This is a genomic window from Paraburkholderia phenoliruptrix (genome assembly GCF_047325075.1).
In the GTDB taxonomy this organism is placed as follows: Bacteria; Pseudomonadota; Gammaproteobacteria; order Burkholderiales; family Burkholderiaceae; genus Paraburkholderia; species Paraburkholderia phenoliruptrix.
In genome coordinates this window covers 1,372,845-1,394,911 of the sequence record NZ_CP168531.1, presented here as the reverse complement: position 1 = coordinate 1,394,911, position 22,067 = coordinate 1,372,845, and the positions used below count along the sequence as shown (strand labels likewise).

The following is a 22,067-nucleotide window of genomic DNA, read 5'->3' as shown; positions in this document are numbered from 1 at the left end:
GCTCCCCAGCGGCGTGACGGCAATATCGAACGATCGTTCTATTTTAACCGCGAAAAAACCCGGGCGACAACCCCGGGTTCCGACTCACGACTCTAATTTTCATATCGCCGACTTGTCATGCAAGGTGTGATGTCTGCCGATCACCACGCTGTGATCACTGCGCCGCCGAATTTGCTCTCCACAAACTGCTTCACTTCCGGCGAATGGTAGGCAGCGACCAGCTTCGCGACCCACGGCTTGTTTTTGTCGGCCTCGCGGATCGCGATGATGTTCACGTACGGGCCCTTCGGGTCTTCGATCGCGATTGCGTCCTGGTTCGGCTTCAGGCCCGCTTCCATCGCGAAGTTGGTGTTGATCGCCGCGGCGTCCACATCGTTCAGCGAGCGCGGAATCTGCGCGGCGTCCAGCTCGACGATCTTCAGCTTCTTCGGATTCTCGACGATGTCGAGCGGCGTCGCCTTCAGCCCCGCGTCGCTACGCAGCTTCAGAAGCCCCTGCTTTTGCAGCAGCAACAGCGCGCGGCCGCCGTTGGTCGGATCGTTCGGCACGGCGATCTTCGCGCCCGGCTGCAGATCGGCCAGCTTTTTCAGCTTCTTCGAGTAGATGCCCATCGGGTACGTGACCGTATCGGCGACGCGGATCAGCTTGTAGCCGCGGTCCTTGACCTGCGCCTGCAAGTACGGATCGTGCTGGTAGCTGTTCGCGTCCAGATCGCCGCCCGCGAGCGCCGCGTTCGGCTGAACGTAGTCGGAGAATTCGACGATCTTGATGTTCAGGCCGTTCTTCGCCGCAACCGTCTTGACCACTTCCATGATCTGCGCGTGCGGACCGCCGGTCACGCCGACCTTGATGGTGTCTTCCGCGTGCGCCGTGTTGGCGGCGATGAGCGAGGCGGCGCCCAATGCCGCGGCCAGCTTGAGAATGAAACGACGTTGCATGATGGACCTTTTGATTTATTTATGGCTCAGACGACGCACGAGCCAATCCCCGAACGACTGCACCAACTGCACGAAGACGATCAGAATCACCACGACCGTCAACATCACTTCCGGCAGGAAACGCTGATACCCGTAGCGAATGCCCAGGTCGCCGAGACCGCCGCCGCCGATCGCGCCCGCCATCGCCGAATAGCCGACCAGCGAGACAAACGTGATGGTGAGCCCGGCGACGACGCCCGGCAGCGATTCCGGCAACAACACCTTGAAGACGATCTGACTGGTGGTCGCGCCCATCGCCTGCGCGGCCTCGATCAGGCCGCGGTCGACTTCGCGCAGCGCCGTTTCGACGAGACGTGCGATGAACGGCGCGGCGGCGATGGTCAGCGGCACCACCGCTGCCGCCGTCCCGATCGACGAACCGACCACGAGGCGCGTGAACGGAATCACCGCCACGAGCAGAATGATGAAAGGCGTCGAACGCACCGCATTGACGATCACACCCACCGCACGATTGACCGCGAGGTTCTGCAGCACGCCCTGGCAATCCGTCAGATACAGCAGCACGCCGAGCGGCAAACCGACCAGCGCACCGACCAGTCCGGAAATGCCCACCATCACGAGCGTTTCCCAGAACGACTGGACGAACATATCGAACATTTCACTCAACATACGAGAGCTCCTCCACCACCACGCCCTGTTGCCGCAGATACGCGAACGCCTCTGCCACCTTCGCCGGCTCGCCGCCCGCCAGCACCGCGAGCGAGCCGAACGCCTGTCCCTGAATCTCGTCGATCTGCCCGTGCAGGATGTTGAAGTCCAATTCGTAGCGGCGAATCGTCTCGGAGAGAATCGGCTGATCGACGCCGGAACCCGTGAACGCGAGCCGCAGCAGATGACCGCTGCCGGTCTTCAGGCGCTCGGCGACACGCGCCTTCATCGCGGGCGGCAGGTCCTGCGCGATCACGTCGCCGATCAGCGCGCGCGTGACTTCGTGATGCGGCTGCAGGAAGACGTCGATCACTTTGCCCTGTTCGACGACGCGGCCCGCGTCGAGCACCGCGACGCGATCGCACACCTGCTTGATCACATCCATCTGATGGGTGATCAGCACGATGGTCAGATTCAGTTCGCGATTGATGCGCTTGAGCAGTTCGAGAATCGCGCGCGTGGTTTCCGGATCGAGCGCGGACGTCGCCTCGTCGGAGAGCAGCACTTTCGGCTTGCTGGCGAGCGCCCGCGCGATACCGACGCGCTGCTTCTGGCCGCCGCTGATCTGCGCCGGGTAGCGATCCTTCTGCGCGGAGAGACCCACCAGTTCGAGAAGCGGCAGGACGTTCGCTTCGATTTCGTCACGCTTCATGCCGGCGAGCTCGAGCGGCAGCGCGACGTTGTCGAACACCGTGCGCGACGACAGCAGATTGAAGTGCTGGAAGATCATGCCGATTTCGCGGCGCGCCTCGCGCAACTGCGCGGCGGGCAGCGTGGTCAGATCACGGCCGTCGACGACGATGTTGCCTTCGGTCGGCCGCGTCAGCAGATTGATGGTGCGCACGAGCGTGCTCTTGCCCGCGCCGCTGCGGCCGATGATGCCGAACACCTCGCCCGCCGGGATCGACAGATTGACGTTGTGCAGTGCCTCGACCCAGCCCCGGGGTCCGGCGAACCGCTGGCAGATATTGCGTATTTCGATCATGGAAAAACGAAACGGCGGGTTTGCCGACGAGCGTCGTGCGCTCCCCGGCCAGCGGCCGCCGTGACTTTTATTGGGATTTGAGCCCGGGATTCTACCGCAGGCCTGACATTTCCTTTAATAATCAATTCCGATCCTTTCATAACTGAGCGGAATTAGAGAATGCAGCCGAGAGCGCGAACGACGCGGCATCGCCGCGTCAATCTATGATCTCGCCAACCACGACAAGGACAACAAGGGACGCCTCTGCCATGGAGACTCCGCAAGACCTCTTCGCCAGTCCCGATGAAAGCGTCGCGCAGCCGCTGCATTCGACCGTCACCACGGCGGACGCACTAGCGCTGCCGCTGTACCGCTGGCCAACGAGGCAACCGCCGCGCGCGCGCGTGGCGCTGATTCACGGACTGGCCGAGCACGCCGGCCGCTACGCGGCGCTGGCCGCGCGGCTCAACGCTGCGGGGATCGAACTGCTGGCCATCGACTTGCGCGGCCACGGCCGGTCGCCCGGCAAGCGGGCCTACGTCGACCGGTTCGACGATTACCTGCTGGACGCGCGGGCCCTGCTCGACGCGGCCGTGCAAAGCGCCGCGCCGGCATCCGCGCCGCTCTTTCTGATGGGCCATAGCATGGGCGGCGCAATCGCCGCGCTTTACGCGGTCGAGCATTCCGGCATCCGAGGCGAAGGGCCAGGAAGCCGCGCGAATCTGCGCGGTCTGATTCTGTCGAGTCCCGCGCTCGCGCCGGGGCGGGACGTGCCCGCCTGGATGCTCAGGCTCAGCCAGTTGATCAGCCGCCTGTGGCCCAGCTTTCCGGCGATGAAGATCGACGCCGCCCTGCTCTCTCGGGTTCAGTCCGTCGTGGACGCGAACCGCAATGACCCGCTCGTGCATCGCGGGCCCATTCCGGCGCGCACCGGCGCAGAGCTGTTGCTGGCGATGGCGCGCATCGAGCGCGGCCGTGCGGGGCTGCGCCTGCCGCTCCTCGTCTATCACGGCACCGCCGACAAGCTCACCGAGCCGCAAGGCAGCCGCATCTTCGGCGAGCAAGCCGGCTCGCCGGACAAGACGCTCACACTATATGAAGGCAGCTATCACGAGACGATGAACGACCTCGACCGTGATCGCGTAATCAGCGGCCTGATCGCGTGGATTGTTCAACGAGTGGACGCGGCGCCGGCGCAATAGCGCATTCGCGCTTGGGGTCGATCAGCGCTGCCAGCCGGGCGGGCGTTTGTCGATGAACGCCTGCACGCCTTCGAGCGCGGAGTCGTCCATCATGTTGCAGGCCATGGTCTGGCCGGCGAGCTGATACGCGGCCTCGATGCCCATTTCGAGCTGCCGGTAGAAAAGGCCTTTGCCGGCGCTCACCGCTTCGACGGGCTTTGCGCAGATGGAGGTGGCGAGCCGCGCCACTTCGGCGTCGAGCGAGTCCATCGGCACGACGCGATTGACGAGACCTTGCTGCTTCGCCTCGGCGGCGTCGATAAAGTCTCCGGTCAGCAGCATTTCAAGCGCCGCCTTGCGCGACAGATTACGCGACAGCGGCACCGACGGCGTCGCGCAGAAAAGCCCGAGGTTCACGCCCGACACGGCAAAGCGCGCGGTGTCGGCGGCGACCGCCAGGTCGCACATCGCAACGAGCTGGCAACCGGCCGCCGTCGCAATGCCGTGCACGCGCGCGATTACCGGCTGCGGCAAGCGCTGGATCGTCATCATCAGTTTCGTGCAGCGGGCGAACAGTGCCTGGTAATACGCGAGCGAGGGCGCCGCGCGCATTTCCTTCAGATCGTGTCCCGCGCAGAACGCGCGCCCCGCGCCGGCGATCACGACCACGCGCGCCGGCGAGCTCGCAACGTCGTTCAAGGCGGCTTGCAACGCGTCGAGCAAGCCCTCCGAGAGCGCATTGAAAGCGTCCGGCCGGTTCATGGTGAGACGGACGACGCCGGGTATGCCGTACGCGTCGGTTTCCGTTGTCACCAGCGATGCGTTCTGTGCATTCGCATTCATGGCTCGCTCCGTTCGCTGACTTCGTTCGCTGACTTCGCTTGCTGACTTCGTTCGCTGCGTCCATTCGCTCGCTTGGTTTGCTCGCTCGGTGTGCCCGATCAGTGCGTCGCGGCACCGGCTGCGCGGCTGCCCTTCAGATTCCGGCCAGTGCGCGCACGTGAGCGACCACGCTGCGCCCAAGCGCCGACAGGTTATAGCCGCCTTCCAGACAGCTCACGATGCGTCCGCCCGCATGGCGTTTCGCGATCTCGCGAATCTGGTCGGTGATCCACACGTAGTCGTCCTCGACCAGACCCATGTTGCCGAGATCGTCTTCGCGATGGGCGTCGAAGCCCGCGGAAATGAACAGCATCTCCGGCTTGAACTCATTGAGGCGCGGCAGCCACAGCAGGTCCACCGCCTCGCGCACGGCCATGCCCTTCGAGCGGGCGGGCATCGGCACATTGCACATGTTGGGCGCCTGATTGTCGGCGCCGGTGAACGGATAGAACGGATGCTGGAAAAAGCTGCACATCAGCACGCGCGAGTCGCCGGAAAAAGCCGCCTCCGTGCCGTTGCCGTGATGCACATCGAAGTCGATGATGGCGACGCGCTCCAGGCCGTGCACCTCGAGCGCATGACGCGCGGCAATGGCCACGTTGTTGAAGAAGCAGAAGCCCATGGCGCGGGCGGGCTCGGCGTGGTGGCCTGGCGGGCGCACGCTGCAGAATGCGTTGTCGAAGCGGCCTTCGATGACCGCGTCGGTCGCCGCCACCGCCGCGCCCGCCGCACGCAGCGCGGCCTGCAAGGTATGCGGATTCATCGACGTGTCCGGATCGATCTCCGCGAGACCTTCGACGGGCGAACGGCTGCGAATGTAATCGACGTGCGCCTGCGTATGCACGCGCAGCAGCGCGGCTTCGTCGGCGAGCGGCGGCGACTCGCGCTCGATCAACGCGTCGATGCGGCTCGCGATCAGTTGATCTTCAATGGCCTGCAGCCGTGCGGGGCATTCGGGATGCCATTGCCCCATATCGTGCAGCAGACAGTCGGCGTGGGAATAGAAGCCTGTTGCCATGATTCTCTTCTGCGGCGCAGCGCCTTCACAGCGCGCGCGGCGGGTCTCCTTCCATGGGCGCGCGCCTCTCGCGCGCCAACATCTACCAAGTTACCACACCATGTGCCTGTGACGCGCGTGGCACAGTTTTGCAAGAGGCCTCGGGTATACTGCCCCTTCCGTTTTCCTCCCGTCTTCGTCCTTTCGCACCGCGCCCCCAGCTCACTATGACCGTCAAGCTTGCCCTGTCTGCACGAAACCGGCTCAGCACCCGAACCATCGCCGCCGCACTCTCCGTCGCATCGTGCATGTTCATGGCAACCGCGCCGGCCCTCGCGCAGAGCGTCGGCAAAAAACCGCCGGCGCTGCTCGCTCAGGCCCAGCCGCAAAGCCCGGTGCCGCAAGGGCAAACGTTTGAGGAAGAAATCATTCCGCAGCGCTACGCGAACAATGCGAATGTCGATGCGTTCATCAACGACATGGTGGCGCGCTACGATTTCGACGAGTCCGCGCTGCATGCGCTCTTTGCCGGCGTCAGCTATTCGGCGACCGCGGTGAAGCTCGTCACGCCCTCGCCGTCGCCCACGGTCAAGAACTGGCGCGCCTATCAGGCGCGCTTTCTCGATCAGATCCGCATCAACGCGGGCATCCGCTTCTGGCGCGCGAATCAGGCCACGCTGCAGCGCGCCTATGAGGAGTTCGGCGTGCCGCCCGAGGTCATTGTCGGCATTCTCGGTGTGGAGACGATTTACGGGCGTTTCATGGGCAATTTCCGCGTGCTCGACGCGCTGACCACGCTCAGTTTCGACTATCCGAATACACCTAATCGCGCGGACCGCCAGGCGACCTTCCGCAAGAATCTCCAGGACTACCTCGTGTGGACGCGCGATTCGCAGATCGATCCGACCACCGTGCTGGGTTCGTATACGGGCGCGATCGGCATTCCGCAGTTCCTGCCGAGCAGCATCGTGCAATATGCAGTGAGCTACGACGGCAAGAAAGACATCGACCTGCGCACGAGCCAGGCGGACGCCATCGGCAGTGTCGCGAACTATCTGCGTCAGAACGGCTGGGAGAATGGGCGGCCGGTCGTATGGAAAATCGGCACGGACGCGGGCAGCCTCGGCGTCGCGCAAGCTGCCGCCGACGGCGCTCCCGAACCGCATTGGCCGCTCGACCAGCTGCTGCGCGCGGGGCTTGTGCTCAACGAGCCGGACGTGAATGTCGCTTCCGAAGCGGGAACGCCGGTGACGGTGGTCGATCTGCCCACGCCCGGGCGCGGCACCGAATACATGCTCGGTCTGAAGAACTTCTACGTGCTCACGCGCTATAACCGCAGCTTCTTTTATGCGCTAGCGGTTTACCAACTGGGGCAACGCATCAAGTCGCAAATGGAAGCCAGCGACGCGGCCAACGCCACAAACAATGGGAACAACGCGGCGGCGCCGGGTGCGGCTTCGCAATAAGCGGGGACGCGGGACCGTCTGCTCTCTTCGTTGCGACGTAATGCGATGAACAAAAAAAGCGCCCGCGGGCGCTTTTTTTACTGGCCGTGACGTTCAAGCTCAGCGCTTCGGGCGCCAAGCTCGCCCGATTGCACACTCAGGCGGGAAACACGCCCGTCGACAAATAACGGTCGCCGCGATCGCAGACGATAAAAACAATGGTCGCGTTCTCGACCTGCCGCGCCACGCGCAACGCCACTTCGCACGCGCCGCCTGACGAGATGCCCGCGAAAATCCCTTCTACCGACGCCAGACGCCGGGCCATGGCCTCCGCCGCGGCCTGACTCACGTTTTCGACGCGGTCCACGCGGCTGCGGTCGAAAATTTTCGGCAGATAGGCTTCCGGCCATTTGCGGATGCCGGGAATGCGCGAGCCTTCCTCCGGCTGCGCGCCGATGATCTCGATTGCCTGGTTCTGCTGCTTCAGATAAGTGGACACGCCCATGATCGTGCCCGTCGTGCCCATGGACGACACGAAATGCGTGATGCGCCCTTCGGTATCGCGCCAGATTTCAGGGCCCGTGCCCTCCACATGCGCCGCCGGGTTGTCGGGGTTCGCGAACTGATCGAGGATGATGCCCTTGCCGTCGCGCTGCATCTGCTCGGCGAGATCGCGGGCGTATTCCATGCCGCCCGTGACGGGCGTGAGAATGATTTGCGCGCCGTACGCGGCCATGCTCTGGCGGCGCTCGACCGACAGGTCTTCCGGCATGATCAGCACCATCTTGTAGCCGCGGATCGCGGCCGCCATGGCGAGCGCGATGCCGGTGTTGCCGCTCGTCGATTCGATGAGCGTGTCGCCCGGTTTGATTCGGCCGCGCGCTTCCGCCTTTGCGATCATCGACAAAGCCGGGCGATCCTTCACCGAGCCGGCCGGATTGTTGCCCTCGAGCTTTGCCAGGACCACATTGTTGCGGCTGCGGATCTCGTCGTCGGTGAGCCGGACGAGTTGCACGAGCGGCGTATTGCCGATGGTGTCTTCAATCGTTTTGTAGGCCATATCGGTTCAGGTGCTGTCGATGCGCGGAGTCTTCAAGCCGTCGATTTTAAACCACGGTGCCGCCGGCTGCCGCGCGGCCCTTCTGCTCGCATGGATGCAGTCCGCTCGCACGCAAAAAAACCGCGGCTGAGTACCGCGGGAAGCCAGTCATACGAATGACAGCTTAAGGAGCGTTGTTGCCGGCTCCGACCATGAAGGACAACGATGGCGAACCGCGCGCAGCGCAACGTGCGCCGCGCGCGGCTCGCGTCAGACTATTTCTTCACCGCCACTGAAGCGCCGCCCTTGGGCGTATTGGCCGCAACGGCGGCGCCTTTGGTCTGTGAAGACGCCGCAACCTGCGGGCCAGCAGCCGCGCCAGCCGGACCGACAGCGAGACCCTCCGCCTGCAGGCGCTCGACGGTATGCCCGCCCATGCCCTTGACGCGCTTGCTGAGATCGGCCGGGTCCTTGAACGGACCATGCGCTGCACGCTCTTCGAGAATGGCTTTCGCTTTGGCAGGACCGATGCCCTTGATGCCGCGCAGCGCGTCCTCGTTAGCCGTGTTGACGTCAACCGACGCATACGCGTGACCGAAAGCGGCGAGCATGGCCGCGGTAACCAGAATTTTTCGAAACATATGGAATCTCCCTCATACAACCGGTCGGCGTCATCACCAACCGGGAGATTCCAGTTTAAACAGGTGTGCGTACTAATTACACCTGGCCGAATAGCCAACGTACGTAGCGGTCGACACCTTCCTGCACGCTCAGAAACGGCGCGTCGTAGCCGGCCGCGCGCAGCTTCGACAGGTCCGCCTGCGTGAAGCACTGATACTTGCCGCGCAATGCGTCGGGGAACGGAATGTATTCGATCAGCCCGCGTTGCACCTGGTCGGCGAGCGAAAGCGGCGGCTCGTTATTCAGCGCGCGCAGCGTGTTGACGACCGTGCTCGCGATGTCGTTGAACGGCTGCGCGCGACCGCTGCCGAGGTTGAAGATGCCCGACTTGTCCGGATGGTCGAAGAAGAACAGGTTCACCTTCACCACATCTTCGACGGAAACGAAATCGCGCGTCTGTTCGCCTGCGGCATAGCCGTTGTATTCGCCGAACAACTTGACCTTGCCCTCGGCGCGGAACTGGTTGAAGTTGTGAAACGCGACCGACGCCATGCGCGCCTTATGCGTTTCGCGCGGACCGTACACGTTGAAATAGCGGAAACCGGCGATCTGGCTTTTCGCGCCCGGCAGCACGCGGCGAATCACCTGGTCGAACAGGAACTTCGAATAGCCGTACACGTTGAGCGGCTGCTCGACCTCGCGTTCCTCGACGAAACGGCTCGAGCCGCCGTAAGTCGCCGCCGACGACGCGTACAGGAACTGGATGTTCTGCGCGAGGCAGACCTCGAGCACGTCGCGGCTGTAGCGGAAGTTGTTGTCCATCATGTAGCGACCGTCGGTTTCCATCGTGTCCGAGCAGGCGCCTTCGTGGAAAATCGCGCGCACGCGGCCGAAGTCGCCGCGCCTGAAGCGTTCGAGGAATTCGGTCTTGTCCAGATAGTCGTCGATTTCGCAGTCGACCAGATTCTTGAACTTGTCGGCGCGCGTCAGATTGTCGACCGCAATGATGCGTTGTTCGCCGCGCTCGTTAAGCGCTTTCACGAGATTGCTGCCGATAAAGCCGGCCGCGCCGGTGACGATGAGGGTCATGATGGTCCCGCCGTAGTGTGGCTTGCATGAGACCGGAGCGAGCGCCAGCGCGCGTGCTCCGGTCGACAGGTTCAGTCGACGCGCCGCCGGTCCTCTCGCGCCGCACTCAGCGGCGCGCGCTCACGAGAGGACCGGGCGGGCCGCATCAATGAAAGAGTTCGTCGTAGTCGACAGTGGCCGTGCCGAGTTTGCCGACCACGATGCCGGCCGCGCGATTGGCGAGTCCGACCGCTTCGACGAGCGTGAGACCCGCGCCCAGCATGGTGGCGAGCGTGGCGATCACGGTGTCGCCTGCGCCCGAAACATCATACACTTCGCGCGCGACGGCCGACGTGTGCAGGATGCCGTCGTCGGAAAAGAGCGTCATGCCCTCTTCCGAGCGCGTGAGCAGCAAGGCCTTGAACTGCAGATCCGCGCGCAGTTTGCTCACGCGCTCAGTCAAGTCCTCTTCCGACTTCCACTGGCCGATCACCTCGCGCAACTCGGCGCGATTCGGCGTGATCAACGTGGCGCCGCGGTAGCGCTCCCAATCGTCGCCTTTCGGGTCCACGAGCACCGGCTTGCCGGCCGCGTGCGCTCTCGCAATCATCTGCGTGACGTGGGTCAGGCCGCCTTTGGCGTAATCGGACATCAGGATCACGTCGTGCGACGGCAGCAATTCGTCAAAGCGCGCGAGGCCCGCGAGCAACACCTCATGCGCCGGCGAGTTTTCGAAATCGACGCGCAGCAGCTGTTGCTGACGCGACAGCACGCGCAGCTTGATGGTGGTGAGCAGCGCGGGGTCGCGCTCCAGATGCGGATTCACGCCGCTCTCGCCGAGTAATTGCACGATGCGCTCGCCGGGTTCGTCGTGTCCGACGACACACAGCAGACCCGCCTGCGCGCCCAGCGCCGCCGCGTTGCGCGCGACGTTCGCGGCGCCCCCGAGACGGTCTTCCTGGCGCTGCACGTGCACGACCGGCACCGGCGCTTCCGGCGAGATGCGGTTCACGTCGCCGAACCAATAGCGGTCGAGCATCACATCACCGACGACCAGCACGCGCGCGGCCGCGATCTGTGCGCGCGGCACCACCGTCAGTGCAGGCGACGGCGACGGCGCGATGGAGGCGGGCTTCGCCTCAGGCATCGGCCGCAAGTTCAGAGGGTTGGGCATAAGGGCGTCCAATCGAATGGTAGTCGATGCCGAGTTCGTTCATCGCATCCGGCTCGTACAGATTGCGGCCGTCGAAAATGACCGGCGACTTCAGCACGGATTTCAGATGCACGAAGTCCGGGCTCTTGAACTCCTTCCATTCCGTGACGATGACGAGTGCGTCGGCGCCCGTGAGCGTTTCGTCCTGCGTGCCCGTGAAGGTGAGGCGCGCGAGCTGCTCCGGCGCGTCGTGCAGATCCAGGGCGAAGACACGGCGCGCTTCAGTCACGGCGACCGGATCGTACGCGCGCACCTGCGCGCCGCGCGCGAGGAGTTCGGCGATCACGCGACGGCTCGGCGCTTCGCGCATGTCGTCGGTATTCGGCTTGAACGCGAGGCCCCAGACTGCAAACGTGCGGCCTGCCAGATCGTTGCCCCACTTGTGCGTGATCTTCTGCACCAGCACGTCTTTCTGCTGGTAGTTCACTTCCTCGACGGCTTCGAGAATGCGCAGATTGTGGCCGCTTTCGCTCGCCGTGCGGATCAGCGCCTGCACGTCCTTCGGGAAGCACGAGCCGCCATAGCCGCAGCCCGCATACAGGAAGTGATAGCCGATGCGCGGGTCCGAGCCGATGCCGCGGCGCACCGCCTCGATGTCGGCGCCCACCCGGTCCGCGAGATTCGACATTTCGTTCATGAACGAGATGCGCGTGGCCAGCATCGCATTGGCCGCGTATTTGGTGAATTCAGCCGAGCGCACGTCCATGTACAGCGTGCGCTCGTGGTTGCGGTTGAACGGCGCGTAAAGGCGCTTCATCAGTTCGCGCGCGCGCAGGCCGGCTTCGTCTTCGTCGCTGCCGAGCACGATGCGGTCGGGCCGCATGAAGTCGTCCACGGCCGCGCCTTCTTTCAGGAATTCGGGATTCGACACGACCGAGAAGCGGTGCTTGTCGCTGCCCGCGAGCCCGCGTTTCGCGAGCTCTTCCTCGACGACTGCGCGCACGCGCTGCGCCGTGCCGACAGGCACCGTCGACTTGTCGACGATCACCTTGAAGCCGTTCATCGTGCGGCCGATATTGCGCGCCGCTTCCAGCACGTATTGCAGATCCGCGGAGCCGTCTTCGTCGGGCGGCGTGCCCACCGCGATGAACTGCACGTCGCCGTGAGCGACACTCGCCTCGATGTCCGTCGAAAACGTGATGCGCCCGGCCGCGCGCGTGCGCGCGATGATTTCCTGCAGGCCCGGCTCGTGAATGGGCACGCCCCCATTGTTGAGGATTTCGATCTTGCGCGGGTCGACGTCGAGACAGAAGACGTCGTTGCCGATTTCTGCGAGGCACGCGCCTGTGACGAGACCCACATAGCCAGTGCCGATAATGGTGATTTTCATACGCTTTCCGGTTGAAGGTTCCGGTGATGATTTCCGGCGATAAAGCCGGTCACGAACACGCTGCCAAAGCCGTCCGCGACCTCAGTTCGACGCGGTGATCGGCTCGACCCGGCGCGGCGCGTAGGTTTCCCAACCGCTGCAGCCGGGGCACTGCCAGTAGAAAAGCCGCGCCCTGAAGCCGCAATTCTGGCACGTGTAGCGCGGCAGATTTTTGGTGCGCTGGCGGATCAGCGTGCGCATCAGTTCCAGCTCGCTGCGCCGCGGCTCTTCCGCGACTGCCTGCTGCGCTTCGAGCAGGCGCGTCATGCCGGCGAGGTTCGGCGACTTCTGCATCTGCGAACGCGCGAGCGCGTGCGCTGCGTCCGGCCCGCGCAGCGACGCCACGTGCTGATACGCGACGTCGAGCAGATCGTTGCTCGGATAGCGATCGACCCAGCTGGTGAGCAGATCGGCGCCGTCCTGCGCTCGGCCGAGCGCTTCATAGGCCTTCATCAGCTTGTCGGCGACGAGCGGCAGATAAGCGGGATTCTGCTCCTCGACGCGCCGCCACTGGGCGATCGCCGCCTCCTGCGCACCCGCCGCGGCGTCGACGTCGCCGAACAGAATGGTGGCACGCACGTTGGTCGCATTCGCCTTCAGCGCGAAGCCGAGCTGGCGGCGCGCCTCGTCAGGCTTTTTCTGCTGCAGCGCTTCCTGCGCGAGCTCGCAATGGAATTGCGCGATTTCCTTGTCGAGCGATTCCGCGCCCATGGTTTCCAGATGCCGCGCGGTGTCGATCGACTTGACCCAGTCCTTCTCGATTTCGTAGATGGTGAGCAGCGCGCGCTGGGCGCCCAACGCGTAGTCGCCGGTTTCGAGCGAACGGAAGGTTTCTTCCGCGCGATCCAGCAAACCGGCCTTCAGGAAGTCCTGCCCCAGTTCGAACAGGGCGTGATCGCGCTCGCTGACCGGCAGGTCCGCGCGGCTCAGCAGATTCTGATGTACGCGGATTGCGCGGTCCGTCTCGCCGCGGCGCCGGAAGAGATTACCGAGCGCGAAATGCAGCTCGACGGTTTCCGGGTCGAGCTTGACGACTTCGATAAAGGCGTCGATCGCCTGGTCCGGCTGCTCGTTGAGCAGGAAGTTCAGGCCGCGGAAATAGGAGCGCGGCAAATTGGCGCTTTCTGACAGCAGCGTCTTGAGGTCGTAGCGCGCAGCCATCCAGCCGAACGCGAAAGCGACGGGGATGACGAGCAGCCACCAGAAGTCTAGATCCATGCGATGAATGCAAATGAGCCGGAAGGCAGGAACGGGATGCCGCGCGAAACGCGTGCGGCGAGCGAAACAATCAGATCAGCGGCGGCATGGGCGGCTGTTCGACGGCCACCGGCGCCTCGCGCGCCACCCGCAGCTCGCGCTTTAACCGGCCATTTTCCATGCGCAGGCGGACGACGGCCGGCATCGACGAAACAAGGCCCGCGAGCAGTCCGACTACGAAAAACGCGAGGCCGATCAGGATAAGCGGCGCCGACCAGGCGTAGCCAGCGAGGAAATTCAGCGTAGCGGGTTGTGTATTGGAGAGTGCCAGTACGAGCAACAGCACGAACACCAGTACACGGATCAGCCAGACGATAAATTTCATGAATAGATCTCTTGACGGCAGTTGCGGGGTGACGCCGGCCTGATGACGCGTCGCGCCACGGTGTTAGCCCGCGCCGAAGTGACCCGTATTGTAATTGAAGCCCTCCCGGCTGGGCAGGAAGTGGCCGAACGCCGGCGTACAGAAAAGCGCAGGCGCACATGCGGTTGAAAATGCGGCCCGGTGCGCGAGTACCAGCGGAGAGAGAGCAGGCAGGAAACGCGGGCGAAAAAAAAGCGCCCAAAGGCGCTTTTTCTGGTCTTTTGCCGACTGGCATTGGCCGCTGACGCCGCCAACGCCACGCTGCGAAACTGCACAGCGCGCACAGCGGAGCATTTACAGATCGTCATCCGGCTCTTCGGCCTTCAACGGCTCGCCCGCGCGACGATCGACCCGCTCGCGCAACTCCTTGCCCGGCTTGAAGTGCGGCACATACTTCTCAGGTACCAGCACTTTTTCGCCCGACTTCGGATTACGCCCGACGCGGGAAGGACGGCGGTTCAGGCCGAAGCTGCCAAAACCTCGAATTTCGATGCGATGACCTTTGGCAAGCGCCTCCGACATCGCATCAAGCATCGTCTTGACCGCGAAATCCGCATCTTTCAATACAAGCTGCGGAAAACGCGTAGCCAGTTGGGCGACCAATTCCGATTTGGTCATACTGCAGCAGACCTCTCAAGAAAACGCCGAGCCGCCCCCGGTGACCCCGCGAGGGGTACCTGCCGCCAGTTCAAAGTCTGTGCGGCAGGTTGGGGGCATTCCTCAATTACTGGTTCTGGCCGTCGAGCTTGGCCTTCAGCAGCGCGCCGAGGTTCGTCGTGCCGGTGGCAGCTGCGCTGGAATCCGACGAAGCCAGGCCGCGGATCGCTTCCTGTTGCTCAGCCGAGTCCTTCGCCTTGATCGACAGGTTGATGCCACGCGACTTGCGATCGATGTTGATGATCATCGCGTTGACCTTGTCGCCTTCCTTCAGCACGTTGCGTGCGTCTTCCACGCGGTCTTGTGCGATTTCCGAAGCGCGCAGGTAGCCTTCGACTTCACCCGACAGCTGAACCACTGCGCCCTTTGCATCCACCGACTTGACCGTGCCGTCGACGATCGAACCCTTGTCGTTCATTGCAACGTAGTTGCTGAACGGGTCGCCTTCGAGCTGCTTGATGCCCAGCGAAATGCGCTCTTTCTCGACGTCGATGCCGAGAACGATCGCTTCCACTTCGTCGCCCTTCTTGTACTTGCGAACCGCTTCTTCGCCCGTTTCCGACCAAGACAGATCCGACAGGTGAACCAGACCGTCGATGCCGCCCGGCAGACCGATGAAGACGCCGAAGTCGGTGATCGACTTGATTGCGCCTTGCAGCTTGTCGCCCTTCTTGAAGTTGCGGCTGAAGTCGTCCCACGGGTTCGGCTTGCACTGCTTCATGCCGAGGCTGATACGGCGGCGGTCTTCGTCGATTTCGAGAACCATGACTTCGACTTCGTCGCCCAGCTGGACAACCTTCGACGGTGCAACGTTCTTGTTCGTCCAGTCCATTTCCGACACGTGGACGAGGCCTTCGATGCCCGATTCCACTTCGACGAATGCGCCGTAGTCGGTGATGTTGGTGACCTTACCGAACAGGCGCGTGCCCGACGGGTAACGGCGCGAGATGCCTTCCCACGGATCGTCGCCCAGTTGCTTGATACCGAGCGAAACGCGGTTCTTTTCCTGGTCGAACTTGAGGATCTTCGCGGTGACTTCCTGGCCGACCGACAGCACTTCCGACGGGTGACGCACACGGCGCCATGCGATGTCGGTGATGTGCAGCAGGCCGTCGATACCGCCCAGGTCCACGAACGCGCCGTAGTCGGTGATGTTCTTGACCACGCCTTCGACGATCGCGCCTTCCTTCAGCGTTTCGAGCAGCTTTGCGCGCTCTTCGCCTTGCGTTGCCTCGATGACAGCGCGGCGCGACAGCACGACGTTATTACGCTTGCGGTCGAGCTTGATGACGCGGAATTCCAGCGTCTTGCCTTCGTACGGCGTCGTGTCCTTGACCGGACGCGTGTCGACGAGCGAACCCGGCAGGAACGCGCGGATGCCGTTGACCATGACGGTCATGCCGCCCTTGACCTTGCCCGTGATCGTGCCGGTCACGAGTTCGTTGTTGTCGAGTGCCTTTTCCAGCGACAGCCACGAAGCCAGACGCTTCGCCTTGTCGCGCGACAGGATGGTGTCGCCATAGCCGTTTTCCAGCGCGTCGATCGCGACGGAAACGAAGTCGCCCGCCTGCACTTCTACCTCGCCCGCGTCATTCAGGAACTCTTCGAGCGGGATGTAGGCTTCGGACTTGAGACCAGCGTTGACGACCACGAAGTTGTGGTCCACACGCACGACTTCGGCGGAGATCACTTCGCCGGCGCGCATGTCTTGCTTGGTCAGCGACTCTTCGAACAGAGCCGCAAAAGATTCGGTATTCGGGGTAGAGGTTTGCAGGTCGGACATAAAAATCAAAATTTGCATGGTTCTCGCGGCGCCCGGCTGGCCGAACGGCCAGCAACTACGGCAAAACTGCGAATGCCACGCGGGGTTAAGGGGTTAATACAACACTTCGCGACAACCGCGAAGCACCTACCAGCAACGGACAACCACCGCGCGCGCCGCCGGTTCGAAATGGCGATGAAACAGCAACTTCGATCAGCTTTGCGGCACGAGCGCTTCGTACCATTGCACTACCTGCTCGACCGCCTGATCGACCGACAGGGCGGACGTATCGAGCAGCTTTGCATCCGCTGCGGGCTTAAGCGGCGCGGCTGCGCGCTGACTGTCACGCTCGTCGCGCTCACGCAAATCCCGGAGCAAGTCATCAATATTAGCAGAAAATCCTTTTTGTATCAATTGCTTATGCCGCCGCGCCGCGCGGGCCTCCACGCTGGCGGTCATAAAGACCTTCAGAACGGCGTCCTGGAAGATCACCGTGCCCATGTCGCGACCGTCGGCGACGAGCCCCGGCTCCTTGCGAAAAGCCCGCTGACGCGCCACCAGCGCCGCGCGCACCGGCGCGTGCACGGCAATCGCGGAAGCGCGGCTGCCGACTTCCTCTGCGCGAATTTCCGCGGAAACGTCGACGCCGTCGAGCTGGGCAAGACCTTCACGAAACGTGATATGCAGATCGTCGATCAGCTTTACAAGGGCGTCGACGTCCTCCGCCCCTACCTTGTAGCGCATGCTGGCAAGCGCCGCGAGCCGGTACAGCGCGCCGCTGTCCAGCAGGTGAAAGCCGAGGCTGGCGGCGACCAGTGCGGCCACGGTGCCTTTGCCCGAAGCACTGGGGCCGTCGATCGTAATGACGGGCGTCTGGTGAAAGGGACGGATCGGTTTCATCGAAAAAGTCGCACGTCAGGCGATTCGTACGCGAATCAGGGGTGAGCAAGCGCTGCGAAGCGCTCGAAATAATCGGGAAAAGTCTTGCCGACGCACTTGGGGTCGTTGATCCGGACCGGCACGCCGCCGAGACTCACCAGCGAGAAACACATGGCCATGCGGTGATCGTCGTAAGTGTCGATGGACGCGTTCGGAATCAGCTTTTCCGGCGGCGTGACCATCAGGAAGTCTTCGCCCTCCTCGACTTTCGCGCCGACCTTGCGAAGCTCCGTCGCCATGGCCGTGATCCGGTCGGTCTCTTTGACGCGCCAGCTCGCGATGTTGCGCAGCGTGGTCGTGCCGTCGGCGAACAGCGCGGCGACCGCGATGGTCATGGCGGCGTCCGGGATCAGATTGAAGTCCATGTCGATCGGATCCAGCTTGCCGTGGTCGTTGCCGACGCCGCGCACTTCGATCCAGTCCTCGCCCATTTGCAGGTTCGCGCCCATCTTGATGAGCGCATCCGCGAAGCCGACGTCGCCCTGAATGCTCGACCGGCCCACGCCCTCCACTTTCAGGGGCCCGCCGCCGAGCACGCCCGCCGCGAGGAAATACGACGCCGACGACGCGTCGCCTTCCACCATGATCGTGCCCGGCGACTGATAGCGCTGCCCCGCCGGCACGACGAACTGGTGCCAGCCGTGGCGCTCGACGTTGATACCGAAGCGCGCCATCAGCTTGATGGTGATCTCGATGTAGGGTTTCGAGATCAGTTCGCCGTCCACCTGAACCGTGCTGACGCCGCTTGCCGTGCGCACGAGCGGCAGCGTCATCAGGAGCGAAGTGAGGAACTGGCTCGACACGTCGCCGCGCACGCGAATCGGCGCTTCGGCGGAGATCTGCGCCGGGCGGATGCGCAACGGCGGATAGCCCTCGTTTTCCTCGTAGTCGATTCTTGCGCCGATCTGCCGCAGCCCGTCGACGAGATCGCCGATTGGCCGCTCGTGCATGCGCGGCACGCCGTGGATGCGGTAGTCGCCGCCGTTCACCGACAGCGCCGCGGTCAGCGGACGCACCGCCGTGCCCGCGTTGCCGAGGAAAAGGTCAGCCGTGCGCGCCGTGAATGCGCCGCGCGTGCCGGTCACGACACAGGTATCGCCGTCGCGCTTGATCCGCACGCCGAGCTTTTCGAGCGCGTCGAGCATGACGCGCGTGTCGTCGGAGTCGAGCAGGTTCGTGATCGTCGTTTCGCCTTCGGCGAGTGCGGCGAGCAGCAACACCCGGTTCGAAATGCTTTTCGAGCCAGGCAGACGAACCGTGCCGGACGCACGAGAAAAGGGTCCGAGATCGAGGAATTCCATGATTGAGTCCAGTTTCCGGTTATTGCGGCGCGCTGATTGCAATGCGCTTATCTCAATGCGCTCATTTTGAGCCGTCGGCCGACGCCACGCCGCCCGCGCGCTGTTCCTGCCACTCGGTGCGTGCCACGCGCGAGCGGGCGAAGACGCCTTCGAGCGCGGCGCCGTCCGCCGCTTCGATCGCCGCCCGCAGCCGGGCGAGCACGGCCGTATAGGCGTCGAGTTCGTCGAGCAGCGCAACGCGATTGGCGACACACACGTCGCGCCACATTTCCGGGCTCGACGCGGCAATCCGCGTGAAGTCGCGAAAGCCGCCCGCGGCAAAGGAAAATTTCAGCGCGGCGTCGGGCGAATTGAGAATCTGCTCGACAAGCGCAAACGACAACACGTGCGGCAAATGGCTGACGGACGCAAACACGCGGTCGTGCTGCGCAGGCGCCATGTCGCGCACGAGCGCGCCGGTCGCGCGCCACATGGCCGCGACGCGCTCCACGGCATGCGGCGCGTTTTCCGGCAACGGACACAGCACGACATTGCGGCCCACGTAGAGATCCGGCAATGCGGCCTCGACGCCGCTCGCCTCGCGGCCCGCAATGGGATGCCCCGGCACGAGCTGGCCGATGCGCGCGCCGAGCGTGGCGCGGGCCGCGGCCACGACATCGGACTTGGTGCTGCCGGCGTCGGTCACGACTGTGTTGGCGTCGAGAAACGGCGCAATGCGCTCGAGCAGCGGCTGCGTCTGCGCGACTGGCGCCGCGAGCAGCACGACGTCGGCGCCGGCAAGCGCTTCGCGCAACGCCGCGTCGTCGTCGAGAGCCGCCGCACGATCGATCACACCGAGTTCCAGCGCGCGCGCACTCGACGCCGCCGAGCGGCCCACGCCGATTACCGTGCGTGCGCCATCCGCCTCGCCGCGCTCGCGCAGCGCGCGCGCGAGCGATCCGCCGATCAGGCCGACACCGAAAATCACCAGCTTGTTAAAAGAGAACGCGGCCACGTCGGTCACAGAAAAAGCGCGCCTTTCGGGAAAACGAGGCGCGCGGGTCAAAATTCGCCGCCTACGCGGTGGCGAGCGTTTTTTCGAGCGCGGCGATGAACGCCTCGTTTTCTTCGGGCAGCCCGATCGTCACGCGCAGCCATTGCGGCAAACCGTAATTGCCGACCGGACGCACAATGACGCCCTGCTTCAGCAATTCGAGATTCACGCGGTTGCCGGCTGCGTCATCGTCGCCGACGCGCACCAGCACGAAGTTACCGTCGGACGGCACATATTCGAGACCGAGCTTGTCGAATGCTTCTGTCAGACGGCGATAGCCTTGCGCGTTGAGCGCTGCCGACTTCTCCAGAAACGCCTTGTCGTTGAGCGCGGCAATGGCTGCAGCCTGCGCGAGCGTGTTGACGTTGAACGGCTGGCGCAGACGGTTCAGGAGATCGGTCAACTGCGGCTGCGCAATCGCGAAGCCCACGCGCAGGCCGGCCAGGCCGAACGCCTTCGAGAACGTGCGCGACACGAGCAGGTTCGGATAACGGCGCACCCATTCGATCGAGTCGTAGCGCTTTTCCGCCGGCAGATATTCCGTGTACGCCTCATCCAGCACGACGGCCACGTGGCGCGGCACCTTGTCGAGAAACGCTTCGAGCTTCGGACCTTCGATGAACGTGCCCGTCGGATTGTTCGGATTGGCGACGAAGATGAGCCGCGTGTCGTCGGTGATCGCCGCGAGCATCGCGTCGAGATCGTGGCCGAACTTCACCGCCGGCACGACGATCGCGCGCGCGCCCAGGCCTTGCGTGGCCAGCGCGTAAACCGCGAACGAATACTGCGCGTAAATGATGGACTGCCCTTTTTCGACAAACGCGTGCGCGGCGATTTCAAGAATGTCGTTACTGCCGTTGCCGAGCGTGATCCAGTCGGACGGCACGCCGTAGCGTTCGCCGAGCGCCGTCTTCAGCTCGAATGCATTCGCGTCGGGATAGCGGCCCAACTCGCTCGCGGCTTGCGCCATGGCCCGTTGCGCCGACTCAGGCATGCCGAGCGGATTCTCGTTCGACGCCAGTTTCACGATTTTCGCTTCGTCCAGCCCGAACTCGCGCGCGACTTCCGAAATCGGCTTGCCCGCGATGTAAGGCGCAATGGCGCGCACGTAAGAAGGACCGAAGGACGTTGTCATGAAATCTCCGAACGATTATTAGAAAAAGTCGCGGCGAGTGCACCGCCGCACTGGCTGGCCGGCGCTTGCTCGGGGGTTGCCAGTCATCAGCGGGCGCGCGGATACGAGCCCAGAATCTTCAGGAAGGCCGCTTTCTCGCCGAGCTCGGTCAACGCGGCGGCCACGGCCGGATCGTCGCGATGGCCTTCGACGTCGATATAGAAGTAGTACTCCCACGTGCCGACGCGCGCCGGACGCGATTCGAAGCGGGTCATGGAAACGCTGTGGCGCGCAAGCGGCTCGAGCAGCTTGAACACCGCGCCCGGCTCGTTCGGGACCGACACGATCAGCGACGTCTGGTCATGGCCGCTCGCCCCCGTGCGCTCCTTGCCGATCATCACGAAGCGGGTGCGGTTGTGCGGATCGTCCTGAATCAGCGCGTACGCAACCTGCAAACCGTAGTGCGTCGCCGCGCGATCGCCGGCGATGGCCGCGACGGTCGGATCTTCCGCCGCCATGCGCGCCGCTTCGGCATTGCTCGACACGGCCTGGCGCTCGAGATGCGGCGCGTTGCTCGCGAGCCAGCGCTGGCATTGCGCGAGCGCCTGCGCGTGCGCGCAGACGCGGGTGACGCCGGTCAGACCGCCGTTCAGCGTCAACAGATTGTGATGGATCGGCAACGCAAGCTCGCCGCCGATGGTCAGTTGTGTTTGCAGCAGCAAATCCAGCGTGCGCGACACCGCGCCTTCGGTGGAATTCTCGACCGGCACCACACCGAATTCCGCCGCGCCAGCTTCGACCGAGCGGAACACTTCGTCGATGGACGGGCACGGCAGCCCTTCGATCGATTGACCGAAGTACTCGTGCATGGCCTGTTCGCTATAGGTGCCGACCGGCCCCAAATACGCCGCCTTGATGGTCTTTTCCAGCGCGCGGCTCGCGGCCATGATCTCGCGCCAGATCGCGCTGATGTGTTCGCTCGCGAGCGGCCCTTCGCTCATGTCCTGCAGACGGGCGATCACTTGCTGCTCGCGCTCCGGGCGAAAGACCGGCGCGTTGAAATGCTTCTTGACCTCGCCCACTTCGAGCGCCACCGCGGCGCGCTGATTGAGAAGCGCGATCAGCTGCGCGTCGAGCGCGTCGATGCGCTCGCGAAGAGGTTTGAGCCGATTGTTGAGTTCGTCGTCCATGCGTGAAAACGGTCCTGCCCGTAGT

At 63.9% G+C, this 22,067-nt stretch carries 21 protein-coding genes; 2 read left to right on the top strand and 19 right to left on the bottom strand.

Annotated features, from left to right (window positions below; genetic code table 11):
- Positions 1-140: 140 nt before the first annotated feature.
- From ACEN8U_RS18465 to ACEN8U_RS18455, 3 genes are read right to left on the bottom strand one after another with little or no spacing between them, the layout of a single operon-like run.
- Positions 141-938 carry a MetQ/NlpA family ABC transporter substrate-binding protein gene (locus ACEN8U_RS18465; protein ID WP_015003458.1) on the bottom strand — a complete coding sequence of 266 codons (798 nt, stop codon included), beginning with the start codon at positions 936-938 and terminating at the stop codon, positions 141-143.
- A 15-nt stretch (positions 939-953) separates the two neighbouring features.
- Positions 954-1,607 (bottom strand): methionine ABC transporter permease, encoded by a 654-nt coding sequence (locus ACEN8U_RS18460; RefSeq protein WP_015003459.1) that lies wholly within the window; start codon positions 1,605-1,607, stop codon positions 954-956.
- A complete protein-coding gene (locus tag ACEN8U_RS18455) occupies positions 1,597-2,631 on the bottom strand; it encodes a methionine ABC transporter ATP-binding protein (RefSeq protein ID WP_015003460.1) in 1,035 nt (344 codons plus the stop codon). The genes ACEN8U_RS18460 and ACEN8U_RS18455 overlap by 11 nt, the downstream gene beginning before the upstream one ends.
- A gap of 248 nt (positions 2,632-2,879) precedes the next feature.
- Between ACEN8U_RS18455 and ACEN8U_RS18450 the strand changes: the two genes are divergently transcribed.
- Entirely contained in the window at positions 2,880-3,812 is a 933-nt protein-coding gene (locus tag ACEN8U_RS18450) for an alpha/beta hydrolase (protein WP_015003461.1), read from the top strand.
- A gap of 21 nt (positions 3,813-3,833) precedes the next feature.
- Here ACEN8U_RS18450 and ACEN8U_RS18445 read toward each other — a convergent pair whose 3' ends face one another.
- Both ACEN8U_RS18445 and ACEN8U_RS18440 read right to left on the bottom strand, forming a co-directional pair.
- On the bottom strand, positions 3,834-4,634 hold the full coding sequence (locus ACEN8U_RS18445; RefSeq protein WP_015003462.1) for an enoyl-CoA hydratase: 801 nt from the start codon (positions 4,632-4,634) through the stop codon (positions 3,834-3,836).
- A 133-nt stretch (positions 4,635-4,767) separates the two neighbouring features.
- Positions 4,768-5,691 carry a histone deacetylase family protein gene (locus tag ACEN8U_RS18440; RefSeq protein ID WP_015003463.1) on the bottom strand — a complete coding sequence of 308 codons (924 nt, stop codon included), beginning with the start codon at positions 5,689-5,691 and terminating at the stop codon, positions 4,768-4,770.
- A 287-nt stretch (positions 5,692-5,978) separates the two neighbouring features.
- Here ACEN8U_RS18440 and mltB point away from each other — a divergent pair, with 287 nt between their 5' ends.
- Positions 5,979-7,136 (top strand): lytic murein transglycosylase B, encoded by a 1,158-nt coding sequence (mltB, locus tag ACEN8U_RS18435; protein WP_015003464.1) that lies wholly within the window; start codon positions 5,979-5,981, stop codon positions 7,134-7,136.
- A gap of 136 nt (positions 7,137-7,272) precedes the next feature.
- Here the strand turns inward: mltB and cysM are convergent, their stop codons facing one another.
- The 14 genes from cysM to pheA all read right to left on the bottom strand — a co-directional run bounded on the left by cysM (position 7,273) and on the right by pheA (position 22,042).
- Positions 7,273-8,175 carry a cysteine synthase CysM gene (cysM, locus tag ACEN8U_RS18430; RefSeq protein WP_015003465.1) on the bottom strand — a complete coding sequence of 301 codons (903 nt, stop codon included), beginning with the start codon at positions 8,173-8,175 and terminating at the stop codon, positions 7,273-7,275.
- Between the two features lie 254 nt (positions 8,176-8,429).
- Positions 8,430-8,795 carry a ComEA family DNA-binding protein gene (locus tag ACEN8U_RS18425; protein ID WP_013589233.1) on the bottom strand — a complete coding sequence of 122 codons (366 nt, stop codon included), beginning with the start codon at positions 8,793-8,795 and terminating at the stop codon, positions 8,430-8,432.
- 76 nt (positions 8,796-8,871) lie between these two features.
- Entirely contained in the window at positions 8,872-9,864 is a 993-nt protein-coding gene (gene rfaD / locus ACEN8U_RS18420) for an ADP-glyceromanno-heptose 6-epimerase (RefSeq protein WP_013589234.1), read from the bottom strand.
- Between the two features lie 145 nt (positions 9,865-10,009).
- Positions 10,010-11,017, bottom strand: a complete 1,008-nt coding sequence (gene rfaE1 / locus ACEN8U_RS18415; protein ID WP_051156758.1) for a D-glycero-beta-D-manno-heptose-7-phosphate kinase — start codon at positions 11,015-11,017, stop codon at positions 10,010-10,012.
- On the bottom strand, positions 10,983-12,386 hold the full coding sequence (locus ACEN8U_RS18410) for a UDP-glucose dehydrogenase family protein (RefSeq protein WP_015003467.1): 1,404 nt from the start codon (positions 12,384-12,386) through the stop codon (positions 10,983-10,985). The genes rfaE1 and ACEN8U_RS18410 overlap by 35 nt, the downstream gene beginning before the upstream one ends.
- An 81-nt stretch (positions 12,387-12,467) precedes the next feature.
- Positions 12,468-13,643 (bottom strand): lipopolysaccharide assembly protein LapB, encoded by a 1,176-nt coding sequence (lapB, locus tag ACEN8U_RS18405; protein WP_015003468.1) that lies wholly within the window; start codon positions 13,641-13,643, stop codon positions 12,468-12,470.
- A 70-nt stretch (positions 13,644-13,713) separates the two neighbouring features.
- Positions 13,714-14,007: a lipopolysaccharide assembly LapA domain-containing protein gene (locus ACEN8U_RS18400; RefSeq protein ID WP_013589238.1), complete on the bottom strand. Its 294-nt coding sequence runs from the start codon at positions 14,005-14,007 to the stop codon at positions 13,714-13,716.
- 333 nt (positions 14,008-14,340) lie between these two features.
- A complete protein-coding gene (locus tag ACEN8U_RS18395) occupies positions 14,341-14,664 on the bottom strand; it encodes an integration host factor subunit beta (protein WP_006050255.1) in 324 nt (107 codons plus the stop codon).
- Between the two features lie 106 nt (positions 14,665-14,770).
- Positions 14,771-16,504, bottom strand: a complete 1,734-nt coding sequence (gene rpsA, locus ACEN8U_RS18390) for a 30S ribosomal protein S1 (protein ID WP_013589239.1) — start codon at positions 16,502-16,504, stop codon at positions 14,771-14,773.
- Between the two features lie 174 nt (positions 16,505-16,678).
- Positions 16,679-17,365: a (d)CMP kinase gene (gene cmk / locus ACEN8U_RS18385; RefSeq protein WP_013589240.1), complete on the bottom strand. Its 687-nt coding sequence runs from the start codon at positions 17,363-17,365 to the stop codon at positions 16,679-16,681.
- Positions 17,366-17,400: 35 nt separating this feature from the next.
- Complete coding sequence (gene aroA, locus ACEN8U_RS18380) at positions 17,401-18,705, bottom strand: 3-phosphoshikimate 1-carboxyvinyltransferase (protein WP_015003469.1); 1,305 nt, start codon at positions 18,703-18,705, stop codon at positions 17,401-17,403.
- A 61-nt stretch (positions 18,706-18,766) separates the two neighbouring features.
- A complete protein-coding gene (locus tag ACEN8U_RS18375; RefSeq protein WP_015003470.1) occupies positions 18,767-19,708 on the bottom strand; it encodes a prephenate dehydrogenase in 942 nt (313 codons plus the stop codon).
- Positions 19,709-19,760: 52 nt separating this feature from the next.
- Positions 19,761-20,873, bottom strand: coding sequence for a histidinol-phosphate transaminase (gene hisC, locus ACEN8U_RS18370; RefSeq protein WP_041745662.1), 1,113 nt, complete (start codon positions 20,871-20,873; stop codon positions 19,761-19,763).
- A gap of 86 nt (positions 20,874-20,959) precedes the next feature.
- Positions 20,960-22,042, bottom strand: coding sequence for a prephenate dehydratase (pheA, locus tag ACEN8U_RS18365; protein ID WP_013589244.1), 1,083 nt, complete (start codon positions 22,040-22,042; stop codon positions 20,960-20,962).
- Positions 22,043-22,067 lie beyond the last annotated feature (25 nt).